The organism is Mediterraneibacter faecis, assembly GCF_055383675.1.
Map to the genome: position 1 here is coordinate 1,176,382 of NZ_AP043803.1, position 13,635 is coordinate 1,190,016.

Sequence of the window (13,635 nt, forward strand, 5' to 3'; positions counted from 1 at the left end):
TTCCTTAAATCTGACAGAATACAGACAATCAGACAGGGACAGGAAAAAACAGAAAAGATAGTAGTGAATCTCATAGCAGGTGTATTTGCTGCTTTTTGGGTAATGGGAAATTATGATGTTTACCAGGAAAAAGGAATTTTTTTGATAATTCAATATGCTGTTTCGATGCTTGGAATCTATCTGTTATTAAGAGAATGTATAGGAATACTCGTTTATAAATTGTCTAGGTGTAATTTACGCTCAGCAGATATTCAGAAAATCAGTCCGTTCCGTTTGGGTATATGTGTATTTTTTATTTGTATTTTGTGCTGGTTGCCTTATTTTCTAGCATATTATCCAGGAATCATTACAGATGATGCAGAGTGGCAGTTAGAGCAGGCGATTGGTCTTAGATCCTTTAGTAATCATCAGCCATGGATTCATACGATGTTCCATAGATTGTTTTATAAAATTGGATATTATTTATTTCATACAGTAAATGCAGGGGTCGCAGTATGTGTGGTAGTGCAGATGGGAGTGATGGCGGCAGCATTTGCTTACCTGATTACAACTTTCTATAGAGAACATATGAAGCGGGGGTTTCTTTATGGTTGTGTGATTTATTTTGCTCTTATTCCTTTTCATGCGCTTTATGCAGTAACCCTTTGGAAAGATGTGGCAATGGGAGCGGTTGTTCTTTGTTTTTCAGTTTCTGTCTGGCGTATGACAGGAGAAAGAAAAGTAGGAATTGGAACATCACTGATTTTTTTAATTATGGGACTTTTGCTCTGTATTCTTCGAAGTAATGGCTTTTATGCGTATTTGTTGTGTGTTCCATTTTTTCTTTTTTTCTTGAAAAGAAATAGAAGAAGTATTCTTTTGTTTAGTGTGATGACGATTGCATTGACGTTATTTTATAAAGGCCCCGTATTAAAATATTATGGAGTGACACCTCCGGATACGATAGAATCCTTATCAATTCCGGCACAGCATATTGCCAGAGTAATAGCGGATGATGGTACTTTGTCGGAAAAACAAGAAAAATTATTATCAAAAGCAGTAGATGTTAGTCAAATAAAAAAAGAATATGATCCGGCACTTTCGGATCCAATCAAGACACTGGTTCGTCAGACAGGAAACCAGGAATATATTGCAGAACATAAGATAGACTATTTTAAATTATGGATTGAGCTAGGGATAGAACATCCCTCTACTTACTTGAAAGCACAGATTGATCAGACGAAGGGATATTGGTATCCGGATATTCAGTATTGGGTAACAACAACGATGATGAAAGAAAATAGCTGGGGGATGTATCGGGATTCAAAGATGCCGGGGTGTGTGCTAAACATTATGCGGTTTGTTGAAACATTATATAAACAGATTCCTATCTTAGGATTGTTGTGGAGTATCGGATTCTATACGTGGACAATGATTCTTTTGGCAGGGGTCACAATTTGCAGAAAAAAATCAATTGCCCCATTTTTCCCGGTTGCAGCAATTTTACTTTCGTTGTTTATTGCAACGCCGGTTCAGGCAGAATTTCGTTACAGCTATGCTATGATGACTACGATTCCTTTATTTATAATGATTGCATGTAGTGAGGAGAAAAGACAAGATGAAGAAAATAGCAGTATTGATACCATGTTACAATGAAAGCGTAACAATAGAAAAAGTAGTAAAAGACTATAAGACAGCCTTGCCAGAAGCAGATGTTTATGTTTATGATAATAATTCTACAGATCATACAGACGAAATCGCCAGAGCAGCAGGAGCTATTGTGAAATATGAGTATCGTCAGGGAAAGGGGAACGTAATTCGGAGTATGTTCCGTGACATTGAGGCCGACTGTTATATTATGATTGATGGAGATGATACTTATCCGGCTGAACATGCCCGCATAATGGCAGAGCTGGTTCTGAAAAAGGGGGTGGATATGGTAATCGGTGATCGCCTGTCATCTACTTATTTTATGGAAAATAAACGTCCCTTCCACAATGCCGGAAACCGTATGGTACGTTTCTTTATCAACAAATTATTTGATAATAATGTACGTGATATTATGACCGGATATCGTGCTTTCAGCAGACAATTTGTTAAATCATTTCCTGTATTGTCAAAAGGATTTGAGATTGAGACTGAAATGACAATTCATGCGGTAGATAAAAATTTCCTTCTTGAAGAAATTCCTGTAAAGTACAGAGACCGTCCATCGGGAAGTGTATCAAAGCTGAATACATTTTCTGATGGAATGAAAGTGCTTTCGACAATTGCGACATTGTTTCGTGAATATAGACCGTTTGCGTTCTTTACGAGTGTTGCTGTAGTGCTGGAAGTAATCGCATTGACATTTTTTATCCCTATATTATTAGAGTATTTTAAGACAGGGCTTGTGCTTCGTTTTCCAACGTTGATTGTATCAGGGGTAATTGCTTTAATAGGAATTTTACTCTGGGTTTGTGGAATGATATTGGAAGTGATTGTAAAGAAACACAGACAATTATATGAAATCATGTTAAATCAGATGGAAATGAGAGGGAATAAATGAAAAAACTAATTGCTCAGGTATTAAAGTTTGGCGTGGTCGGTGGGACGGCTTTCCTGATTGATTATGGTATAATGATTGCGTTGACAGAATTCTGTGGGATTAATTATTTGATTTCAAGTGGAATCTCTTTTGTGGTGTCAGTTATATATAACTATATCTTGAGCGTGCATTGGGTATTTGATGTAGATAAAGATGGAGATAAGAAAAAAGAATTTATTGTTTTTATCTTACTTAGCGTGATTGGTTTGGGATTAAATCAATTGTTAATGTGGGTGTTTGTGTCGAGAGTACATGTTTTTTATATGTTGGCAAAGATTTTTGTGACAGCGATTGTTATGATTTACAATTTTGTTACAAGAAAAATTTTTTTGGAGAAATGATTAAGTTAGAGAAGATAGATTTGTGATTTTGCTTTTGATGTGTTCATTAGTTATGGCGATAGTATCTGTTTGTTGTATCAATGAATATATATAGAACAAGCTTTCTATTTGGAAATAGTGTTTCTGTTACAGTTATTTTTGTTATACTTTTAACTATGTTGATAGCTAGTATAATAAAAATTCTTTTTTGTATTTTTGCTATAGTAGTTTTTGGGATACATCAACACAGATTGAAATGTTTTTAAGTTATATTCAAGGAAAAGCATTCTTGCAGGATCATCACCCGGTTTTTGATACAATACTATTTGGAGGTTTTATCTGGATAGGACAGAGGTTCTTCTGTTCTTCTAATATAGGGTGTTTTCTTTTTATAGTCATTCAGTGTGTGATGACAGCGGCAGCTTTTTCTTATTCCTGTGTATTTTTAAAACGTAAAGGAATAAGGAATATATATTGTTTTATTACTGTATTATTTTATGCATTATATCCACCAATTCCACAGTATGCAATCACAATGCTTAAAGATTCTTCATACCGGTAAATGCATTTGAAATTTTTCCAGATGCAGGAAGTGGATTAAGTAAGCAGATTGTTTATCAGCCAGAGAAACTTTCTACAATTCATTATTATTTTTGAAGATAGGAAGTAATTTGTAAATTATGATTTCTAAGATACATGAGATTTCTTTTGCTTCCGGGTGGACAACTCCATTCAAACAGTGTACAATAGGATGGTATATAAGTTTAAGACAACAAAAGAAGGGGTAATTATATGAAAGCAAAGAAATTAGCGGCAGTAGCATTATCACTGTGTCTTACAGTGCCAATGTTCAGCACAATCGTAAGTGCAGCTGATGGTTCTCTGATGTTCTCTGATCCACAGACAAAGGTTGGAGAGGAAGTAAGTGTAGATCTTGTTGTGAGATCCGGTGATTCAGCTGTTGGTGATGCAGATATTACAATGAGTTATGATACTTCTGCACTTCAGTTTGAAAGCGGAGAGGGTGTAACAGTAGACAGTGATGGCAAGCTTACATACTCAGGAAGCGGAGACGGAACAGCGACAGAACTTCGTACTACAATGACGTTTAAAGCATTGAAGATGGGAGACACAACGATCACAGTTGACAGCTCAAAGGCTTATCTGTATTCTGATGAGACGCTGACATTAGATCAGGGATCTTCCGCAATTAAGATTGAACAGGCAGATGATGGTTCAACAGAAGTTGAGGCAACTGGCAGTACAGCAGCAGGTACGGCTACAGATATCACAGTAAGTGTGAACGGAACAGATTACAATTTTTCAGAAGAATTTGCAACATCTGCGATTCCGGTAGGATACAGTGAGACTACAAAGACATTCAATGGAGAAGAGCACAAGTTTGTTGCTAATGAGGCTGGTGTTACACTTGGATATTTGGTAGATGCTTCCGGAGAAGGAAAGTTTTTCCTCTACAATGAGGACGATTCTACATTTGTTCCATATACAGAATTGAAGATTTCTGATACAACATCTATTATTCTTTTAGCAGATAATGGAGGAGCAAAACTTCCGGATTCTTACCAGGAAGGGGAACTTACAGTAGCAGATCAGACGTATCCATATTGGGCAAACCCGGAGAATGATCGTTATGATCTTCTGTATGCAGTGAATACAAGAACAGGTGAAAAAGGGTTCTATCAGTATGATTCACAGGATGGAACTTATCAGAGTGTAGATGTTCAGACAACAGACAGTACAAAGAAGGAAGCAAAAGGGATTGTTGGAAAACTGGAGTCGCTTGTAAAAGAGCATCCAATTGTTCTTCTGGCTGGAGGAGCACTCATCGTAGTTGTATTACTTGTTCTTATGATTATGTTTGCAGTAAAACTTGTGCATAGAAATCAGGAACTTGATGATTTGTATGACGAGTATGATATTCCTTTTGAAGATGAAGAAGATGACGAGCCGGTTGCTGCTAAGAAGTCAGATAGAAAGGCGTTTGGACGTAAAAAAGTAAAAGATGATGATTATGACGATGGTTATGATGATGATTTTAATGATGATTACGATGCCTTTGATGATGAGTATGCGGATTATGATTTTGATGATGATTACGATGATGAGTATGCTGATGAATATGATGCACCGACAGGAAATACAAGAAATTTAGGGAAATCAGCTAAGAAATCAAAAAAAGGAAAAAAATCAGATGATTATGATGTAGATTTCATTGATCTGTAAGTTTAAGAGAAGGATGAAAGATACTGATTAGGTAGTTGAAAACATATAGACAGGATTAGAACTGTTCAAGAAGAAAGTTCTGATCCTGTTTTTCTATCGTTCTTTTCAATCTTTATTAATTGATTATACACAGATTTATCACAATGCGGAGTTACTATGTAAACATCAAAGAAAAAGAATAAACAAGAGAAGAGGTAATCTTTATGGAGAATCAATATAATTATTATAATTCGGATGGAATGAATGGAAACGGACAGGGTGAAACACCATTTCATGATGACAAGGGTGGTCAGAAACATCAAGTACCGCATGGTAAGAAACCACAAAAGAAAATTCCCAAAGCAGTGGCAGTGACAGGATTTGCACTATTGTTTGGAGTTGTTTCCAGTGGTACATTTCTGGCATCAAATGTTGTTGGAAGTAAAGTGTTGGGATTGACCGGTGTGACGAAGACCAATACTACGGCAACCAAATCTGTGAGCAGCAATGCTTCATTATCCAAATCTTCCAGTGTTGTAACTTCAGATGTTTCAAGTATTGTGGAAAATGTAATGCCATCAATCGTATCAATTACAAATATGAGTGTGCAGCAGGTTCAGGATTTCTTTGGTGGTGTGTCGCAGCAACAGAGCGAAAGTGCTGGAACAGGAATCATTATTTCCCAGAATGATTCAGAACTTCTGGTTGTTACAAATAATCATGTAGTAGCAGGAAGCGATACATTAACAGTTACGTTTGATGATGGAACAAGCGTTGAGGCGAATATTAAAGGAACAAACTCAGAGTATGATATCGCTGTTGTGGCTGTTCCACTTGACTCTATTTCAGATGATACAATGAAAGCAATTTCGGTAGCAACACTCGGAGATTCCACACAGTTAAAGGTTGGAGAACCTGCGATTGCAATCGGTAATGCACTTGGCTATGGACAGTCAGTAACAACTGGTGTAATCAGTGCTTTGAATCGTTCTGTTTCTGAAACAAACGAGCAGACTGGTGAGACAACAGAGAGTGATGCCAAACTGATTCAGACAGATGCAGCCATTAATCCTGGAAACAGTGGTGGAGCACTTGTAAATGCAAGTGGCGAAGTGATTGGAATCAACTCATCCAAGTTGGTTGGTGATTCTGTAGAAGGTGTCGGATATGCAATTCCAATCAGTGATGTATCCGATCTGATCCAGAATCTGATGAATCAGGCAACAAAGACAAAGGTTGCAGAAAAAGATCAGGGTGCAATTGGCATCAAAGGAATGAGCGTGCCGGCTGAATATTCCAAACAGCTGAATATGCCGGAAGGTGTTTATGTATCAGAAATTACAAAAGGCGGTGGAGCAGAGGCTGCCGGAATGGCAAAAGGAAGTGTTATCACAGCAATTGACGGAACAACCGTATCAAGCATGGATGATCTTCAGGAACAGCTTCAATATTATGCCAAAGGAGATAAGGTGTCACTGACAATTCAGATTCCACAGAGTAATGGAGAATATGAAGAGAAGACAGTGGAAGTTACTTTCGGTGCAAAATAAAAACTACTTTTAAGTGAATGTATTATGCTTAGGGATTGTCACGTGGCAATCCCTTTTGCTGTTGTTCACAATTTTTCTTATCTTCCATACAATAACAAAAAAGATATAAGGATTTATTTTATGGCACCATATTGTTCTAATAGGAATACGAATTGTTATTGTCAGAATGGAAATTACAGGCCACAAACAAGGCAAGAAAATGAAAGACAGCTTCATTGCAATATTCCTGTTCCTCCACTTCCGGAGCAGAAGTCGAAAAATTACTGTTGCGATGAGTGTGTTGGCGATTACAGCAAAACGGATGTTTTGCAAGAGTTTCCGGTTGCGATGGCTTATGTCCCATGGCAGCAGTGGAGAAAACTTCACGATCTCGGTTATGGATTTCAGTGTGGAACTATTTTTCAAGAGCTTGAAAAACCATTTCGAGGAAAAGGAGGATGCTGTAAATGAGTTGCAATTGTCATGAAATGAATCGAAGAGAACTTTTTGAATATATAAATCAGATTAGTTTCGCGGTGGATGATGTTAAATTATTTTTAGATACACATCCTGAAAATCAGAAAGCACTTGACTATTTTCAAAAATATAAAGAGAAACGTATTGAAGCACTCAAAGAATATGCAGAGGTATATGGACCTTTAACTGTAGATACAGTCAGCGAAAACAGTGACTGCTGGAATTGGATCAATGAACCATGGCCGTGGCAGGAAGGGGGATGCTGATTTATGTGGAATTATGAAAAAAGACTTCAATATCCTGTGAAGATAACCCAGACGAATCCGAAACTGGCGAAGATCATTATAAGTCAGTTCGGTGGACCGGATGGCGAATTAGCTGCATCTATGCGTTATCTTTCACAGCGATATACGATGCCATATAAAGAGGTAACAGGAATACTGACTGATATTGGTACAGAAGAACTTGCCCATATGGAGATGATCTGTGCAATTATCTATCAGCTGACAAAGAATTTGTCACCGGAAGAAATTGAACGTTCCGGTTTTGCACCGTATTATGTTGATCATACACTGGCATTATGGCCACAGGCAGCCAGCGGAGCTCCGTGGACTGCAACGTATTTTCAATCGAAGGGAGATCCGATTACAGATCTTCATGAAGATCTTGCAGCAGAGCAAAAAGCACGGACTACGTATGATAATATCCTACGGCTGATTAAAGATCCTGAAATCTGTGATCCGATCCGTTTTCTGAGAGAAAGAGAGATTGTGCATTATCAGAGATTTGGTGAAAGTCTAAGAATTGTACAGGAACATCTTGACAGTAAGAATTTCTATGCGATCAACCCAGAATTTGAATGAAGATGAAGTGTTTATTTTGTGAAAGGGATTGTCAGACGGCAATCCCTGATTTACATTTTATGTAAATACTGCTCAAAAATCCCCCTTTACTTTTCCCTATAAATCAGATATAATATACGCGTTGATGGGGAAACCATAACAATTAAATATACGATCAATGGGGATACTGTGATGTTATACTCACAGTATTTTTCTGTTTTTCTGATGAAAGGGACTTTTTTCCCTGAGTAAAAGAGGCTATAATAAAAGAAATTTATTGTCGGGTGTAAATATACGTTACTGGTCGCACAACGTGTGAACAGTAACAAATATACAGTTGACAGTAATTAAAAAAGGAGAAGGCATATGTGTGGATTTGCAGGATTTGTCGGAGAAGTTGAGGACAGAGAACAGGTACTTGTTAATATGATGAATACAATCGTACACAGGGGACCGGATAGTGCGGGAAAGTATGTGGATGAAGATGCAGCACTCGGATTTCGCCGTCTGAGTATCATAGATCTTTCTTCCGTTGGTGATCAGCCGTTGTACAATGAGGATCGCAGCATGGTTCTTGTATTTAATGGAGAGATTTATAATTACCAGGACCTGAGAGAAGAACTGAAAGCGGCAGGTCATGAGTTTGTATCGAATACAGATTCAGAGACACTGATTCATGGATACGAAGAGTGGGGCGAGAAACTGGTAGACCGTCTTCGAGGAATGTATGCTTTTGCAATCTGGGATACAAAGAAGAAAAGATTGTTTGCAGCGAGAGATATTTTCGGAATCAAACCGCTATATTATGCGAATATGAATGGTACATTGATGTTTGCTTCTGAAATCAAAGCATTTATGGAGCATCCGAAGTTTGATAAGGTGTTCAATGAAGAGGCACTTGGAAACTATCTTTCTTTCCAGTTTGTTCCTACGAATGAGACATTTTTTAAAGGAGTGTTCTGTGTACAGCCAGGACATTACTTTATATATGAAAATGGAAAAATGAACATTACACGTTATTTTGAACCTCATTTCACAGGAGACTGTAAGAAGCCTTTCAAAGAAGTGGTGGATGATGTAGAACGTGTGATGAAGGATTCCGTTGAGAAGCATAAAATCAGTGATGTAGAGGTTGCTTCTTACCTTTCCAGTGGTGTGGACTCCAGTTATCTGACTTATCTGGGACAGGTGGATCGTACTTTTACAGTCGGATTTGATGAAGGAAAGTACAGTGAGATTCAGGATGCAAAGGAATTTGCAGCAAGCATTAACATGAAGAATGACGCTAAGGTGATTTCACCGGAAGAATATTGGGATAAGCTTTCGGATATTCAGTATTATATGGATGAGCCGGTCGCAGATCCAGCTGCAATCGCACTTTATTTCCTCAGTGCAGAAGCGTCCAAGAAGGTTAAGGTAGTTCTTTCAGGAGAAGGTTCTGATGAATTGTTTGGAGGATATAACATATATTGTGAACCTTTGGAACATACTTCTTTTAATAAAATACCGATGCCGGTACGCCGTTTCCTGGGTGCGTTTGCAGAACGCTGTCTGCCACGTGGTATGAAGGGAAGAGGTTTCCTTATGCGTCACGGAAAGACATTGGAAGAGAGATATTTCGCAAATGCGACGAATATTTTTACAGAGCGTGAGGCAAATCGTATTTTGAAAAAAGGATGTAAGCCGGGAATCCAGAAAGTGACAAAACCATTGTATGCACGTGTAAAAGGAAAAGATCCTGTGACAAAGATGCAGTATGTGGATCTTCATTTATGGCTGGTGCATGATATTCTGATGAAGGGTGACAAGATGGGAATGGCGAATTCTCTTGAAGTCAGAGTTCCGTTCCTTGACAGAGAAGTACTTGAACTTGCCGAGACACTTCCGTTAAAATACAAAGTACGTGCGCCAAAGACGAAGGTTGCATTGCGTGCTGCGGCAGAGCGACATATCAGAAGTAAGACAGCGGAGAAGAAGAAACTGGGATTCCCAATTCCGATTCGTGTATGGTTGAAGGAAGAGAAGTATTATAATATTGTAAAAGAGATGTTTGAGTCTGATGCAGCGAAGAAGTTCTTTGATACGAAGCTCCTGCTTAAGATGCTTGATGATCATAAGAATGGAAAGAATACGAATGAGAAGACAGATAACAGCCGTAAGATCTGGACAGTTTATATCTTCCTCGTATGGTATGACAGATTCTTTGAGCATGGAAAACCGGTTCATCCGGCGATGAGTGTTCAATAATAAAAAATGTATCTGCTGTTTATTAATTGGGAATGTTAAAAAATAGAATGGATACAGATTTTAGATGGGAGTATGTATGAGAAACTATGAGAGTGATGCTTATAGGAAGTATCGAAGCTCAATGGAGCAGAGACAGAAGGTTGTGAGAACGTCAGGTTCTCCATATTCTCAGCAGACTGCGGTACAGAGGGAACGGCAAATAGCGGAAAGGTCTGCGAGTACAAAACGTAAAAGGACAAGAGAAAAGGGAAAACCTTATTATGATTATGATCTGCTTCTTGTAATTATTTTTCTGATGTGCTTTGGACTTGTAATGCTTTATAGCAGTAGTGCCTACAGTGCACAGAATGATTATAATAATGATATGTATTTCTTTACAAGGCAGGCGATTATCGGTATTATCGGATTTCTTGCAATGTTTATCGTTTCTAAGATTGACTATCATCTGTATGGTGCGTATGCAAAAGAATTTTTTTGGTTTTCAATGTTTTTGATGGCATTGGTGCAGACACCACTTGGCAAGACAGTAAATGGAGCAAGAAGATGGATCAGGCTTCCGGGTAGATTGTCATTGCAGCCGGCAGAGTTTACGAAGATTGCGGTGATTCTATTTATAGCATATGAAATCTGCCTCTTGGGGCAAAAGGCGAAAAAATGGGATGGAATTAAGATTCTGCTTGGTTATTGCCTTGTTGCAACACTGGGAGTTTTTCTATTGACGGATAATCTGAGTACAGCAATTATTGTGTTTGCAATTACATGTATTTTAATTTTTGTTGTACATCCGAAGACAAAACCATTTGTTGCTGGAGTAATTACAGTAGGAATCGTGGGAATTATTGGGATTATTTTCTTGAAATATACACTTGCGGAAAGTGATAACTTTCGTATGCGGCGAATCATTGCATGGCTGAATCCGGAGGCGAATGCTGATACAGACAGCTATCAGTTTTTACAGGGATTGTATGCGATCGGTTCGGGAGGCTTCTTTGGAAAAGGACTTGGAAACAGTACACAGAAGCTGCATGCGATTCCGGAGGCACAGAATGATATGATTCTTGCGGTTATCTGTGAAGAACTTGGAGTGTTTGGTGCAATTCTCGTTTTGTGTCTGTTTGCCTTTATGCTTTATAGATTATTGTTCATAGCGAGAAATGCACCGGATCTTTACGGCTCTTTGATTGCAACAGGAATTTTCGCGCATATCGCGCTGCAGGTTACTTTAAATATTGCGGTTGTAACCGGATTGATGCCTACTACCGGAGTTACGCTTCCATTTATAAGCTATGGAGGTACGGCAATTGTGATCTTGCTGGCCGAGATGGGAATTGCGCTTGGAATATCTTCTAAGATACGGTTGAAATAAATTCTCCCTCTTTTCAACTTGACTGAAGTGTGTTATATTAATATGTAGTATTAAAAACCACGTAAAGTAGGATGAAAAAATATGCGATAGAGCATGGGAGGATATAAGTTATGAGTTACAGAGTGATCGTAGATAGTTGTGGAGAGCTGACTCCACAGATGAAGGAGAGTGGAATTTTTAAGACGGCTTCTCTTAGCATGGAAGTGGATGGCTTTCACATTCCGGATGACGAGACATTTGATCAGGCTGATTTTTTAAGAAGAGTGGCTGCAAGCGAGGAATGTCCGAAGTCATCCTGTCCATCCCCGGAGCGTTATATGGAATTATACAAATGTGATGTTGACAGAGTCTATGCAGTTACTTTGTCAGGGGAATTGAGCGGATCTTATAACAGTGCACTTCTTGGAGAGAAACTTTATAAGGAAGAAGGCGGAGAAGAAAAGATCCATGTATTTAACTCTCGTTCAGCATCTGTCGGAGAGACGTTGATCGGACGAAAGATTCAGGAATGTGAAGAAGCCGGAATGGATTTTGAACAGGTAGTTGAAACGGTAGAAGCTTATATTGAAGAACAGCATACGTATTTTGTTCTTGAGAATCTTGATACACTTCGTAAGAATGGAAGACTGACAGGACTGAAATCTCTGGTAGTCAGCGCATTGAATATCAAGCCTGTTATGGGTTCTACCCCAGAGGGAACAATCTGTCAGTTGGATAAGAGCAGAGGAATGAAGAAAGCTTTGGCGAAGATGGCAGAGCATGTCGCGAAGGATGCTGTAAAACCGGAGGAGAAGATTCTTGCAATTGCACATTGCAACTGTCCGGAACGTGCAGAGGCCGTCAGAAAATTGATTTTGGAGAAAGTAAAGGTGAAAGATTCCTTTATTGTAGATACAGCAGGAATTAGTAGTATGTATGCGAATGATGGTGGAATTATTGTTGTGCTTTAAGATATGCTGTGGTAAAATAATTGCTAAAGACCTAATAGGAAGGGAGCAGGCAAGAGATGAGTCAGGCGAAGGTGGATCGTTATAAGAAGGAAAAGGCGGACCGAAAGAAGACAATGCGTAAAGAGAAGATCATGCGCAATGTAAAAAGATGTGTAGCGGGAGTAATTGCACTTGCAATTGTTGGCTGGTTCGGATATTCAGCATATGATCTGCATTCTTCCAACCAGGAACGTGCAGTTGCAGAAGTGAATTATGACTCTGTTAAGGATTATCTGAGTACACTTTCAGCAGAATAAGGTTGTTATAATTACATATAGTGCAATAAAAAGAGGTTGTCGTATTAAGTGATACGTCTCCAGTTATAGGATTTTTATATTTCGTTATCCTATAGGAAGGTGGCATATCATTGTTAAAACGGCAACCTCTTTTTGTGTTTCTTGCAACCAAAACAGGAAGTGAACAGTAACGTGAACTCTGAAAAGAAACGAAAAAGTTCATAAAAAGGACTTGAAAAAGGTGGAAGTGTGGTTTACAATGGAGCTAAGTGGTGAGAAGTGGTAGAATGTGGTGCAATATGGAGAAGGAGTGGAAGCAAAGGGATTACGGTAGTGATACCTTTAGCGAACGCGAACATTTCCATAGATTCCAGAGAAAGGGTTTCGTATGTTATTAGGAGAGTTTAACCATAACATAGACGAAAAAGGCAGACTGATCATCCCGGCAAAGTTAAGGGAAGATCTTGGTGACAGCTTCGTGATCTGTAACGGATTAGAGGGCTGTCTATTTGTCTATTCCCAGGAAGAATGGAATAAATTCGTAGCCGAACTCGAAAGCTTACCACGAATGAACAAGGATGCCAGAATCTTTAAACGCTACTTTTTTGGAAGTGCATCTGAGGGCAGTTTCGACAAGCAGGGGAGAGTTCTTGTCCCACCGTCACTTAGAAAGAATGCACATCTGGAGAAGGAAGTAGTTCTGGTCGGAGTCCAGGATCGTGTTGAGATCTGGGACAAGGCACTCTGGGAAGAGAAAAACCAGATCAGCGAGGAAGATCTGGATGCGATTGCAGAACGTATGGAAGCGATCGGAATTCGCATCTGATGACAACAAAGACC

General features: G+C 38.8%; 14 protein-coding genes. All 14 read left to right on the forward strand.

The genetic code is table 11. The features are described 5' to 3' along the window. Positions 1 to 141 precede the first annotated feature (141 nt). The 14 genes from ACZ47Z_RS05475 to mraZ all read left to right on the forward strand — a co-directional run bounded on the left by ACZ47Z_RS05475 (position 142) and on the right by mraZ (position 13,621). Positions 142 to 1,635, forward strand: a complete 1,494-nt coding sequence (locus ACZ47Z_RS05475; protein WP_370792089.1) for a DUF6020 family protein — start codon at positions 142 to 144, stop codon at positions 1,633 to 1,635. Continuing rightward, positions 1,598 to 2,527 carry a glycosyltransferase family 2 protein gene (locus ACZ47Z_RS05480; RefSeq protein WP_117825430.1) on the forward strand — a complete coding sequence of 310 codons (930 nt, stop codon included), beginning with the start codon at positions 1,598 to 1,600 and terminating at the stop codon, positions 2,525 to 2,527. Before ACZ47Z_RS05475 ends, ACZ47Z_RS05480 begins: the two co-directional genes overlap by 38 nt. Then, a complete protein-coding gene (locus ACZ47Z_RS05485) occupies positions 2,524 to 2,907 on the forward strand; it encodes a GtrA family protein (protein ID WP_054752971.1) in 384 nt (127 codons plus the stop codon). The genes ACZ47Z_RS05480 and ACZ47Z_RS05485 overlap by 4 nt, the downstream gene beginning before the upstream one ends. A gap of 235 nt (positions 2,908 to 3,142) precedes the next feature. Then, on the forward strand, positions 3,143 to 3,448 hold the full coding sequence (locus ACZ47Z_RS05490; RefSeq protein ID WP_226870922.1) for a DUF6020 family protein: 306 nt from the start codon (positions 3,143 to 3,145) through the stop codon (positions 3,446 to 3,448). A gap of 230 nt (positions 3,449 to 3,678) precedes the next feature. Next, positions 3,679 to 5,130, forward strand: a complete 1,452-nt coding sequence (locus ACZ47Z_RS05495; RefSeq protein ID WP_226870923.1) for a cohesin domain-containing protein — start codon at positions 3,679 to 3,681, stop codon at positions 5,128 to 5,130. Positions 5,131 to 5,333: 203 nt separating this feature from the next. Beyond that, positions 5,334 to 6,659 carry a S1C family serine protease gene (locus tag ACZ47Z_RS05500; protein WP_054752961.1) on the forward strand — a complete coding sequence of 442 codons (1,326 nt, stop codon included), beginning with the start codon at positions 5,334 to 5,336 and terminating at the stop codon, positions 6,657 to 6,659. Positions 6,660 to 6,779: 120 nt separating this feature from the next. After that, positions 6,780 to 7,109 carry a spore coat associated protein CotJA gene (locus ACZ47Z_RS05505; protein ID WP_020435757.1) on the forward strand — a complete coding sequence of 110 codons (330 nt, stop codon included), beginning with the start codon at positions 6,780 to 6,782 and terminating at the stop codon, positions 7,107 to 7,109. Further along, entirely contained in the window at positions 7,106 to 7,381 is a 276-nt protein-coding gene (locus ACZ47Z_RS05510; protein WP_117568085.1) for a spore coat protein CotJB, read from the forward strand. The genes ACZ47Z_RS05505 and ACZ47Z_RS05510 overlap by 4 nt, the downstream gene beginning before the upstream one ends. Before the next feature lie 3 nt (positions 7,382 to 7,384). Then, complete coding sequence (locus tag ACZ47Z_RS05515) at positions 7,385 to 7,978, forward strand: manganese catalase family protein (protein ID WP_015528852.1); 594 nt, start codon at positions 7,385 to 7,387, stop codon at positions 7,976 to 7,978. Between the two features lie 345 nt (positions 7,979 to 8,323). Next, the gene (gene asnB / locus ACZ47Z_RS05520; RefSeq protein WP_464525954.1) at positions 8,324 to 10,204 is read left to right on the forward strand and encodes an asparagine synthase (glutamine-hydrolyzing); all 1,881 of its coding nucleotides are present in this window, start codon (positions 8,324 to 8,326) and stop codon (positions 10,202 to 10,204) included. A 76-nt stretch (positions 10,205 to 10,280) separates the two neighbouring features. Beyond that, positions 10,281 to 11,570, forward strand: a complete 1,290-nt coding sequence (locus tag ACZ47Z_RS05525; RefSeq protein WP_243007679.1) for an FtsW/RodA/SpoVE family cell cycle protein — start codon at positions 10,281 to 10,283, stop codon at positions 11,568 to 11,570. Between the two features lie 110 nt (positions 11,571 to 11,680). Beyond that, positions 11,681 to 12,520, forward strand: coding sequence for a DegV family protein (locus tag ACZ47Z_RS05530; protein ID WP_117827007.1), 840 nt, complete (start codon positions 11,681 to 11,683; stop codon positions 12,518 to 12,520). A gap of 56 nt (positions 12,521 to 12,576) precedes the next feature. Beyond that, entirely contained in the window at positions 12,577 to 12,816 is a 240-nt protein-coding gene (locus tag ACZ47Z_RS05535) for a hypothetical protein (RefSeq protein ID WP_015528856.1), read from the forward strand. Positions 12,817 to 13,183: 367 nt separating this feature from the next. Beyond that, the gene (gene mraZ / locus ACZ47Z_RS05540; RefSeq protein WP_015528857.1) at positions 13,184 to 13,621 is read left to right on the forward strand and encodes a division/cell wall cluster transcriptional repressor MraZ; all 438 of its coding nucleotides are present in this window, start codon (positions 13,184 to 13,186) and stop codon (positions 13,619 to 13,621) included. Positions 13,622 to 13,635 lie beyond the last annotated feature (14 nt).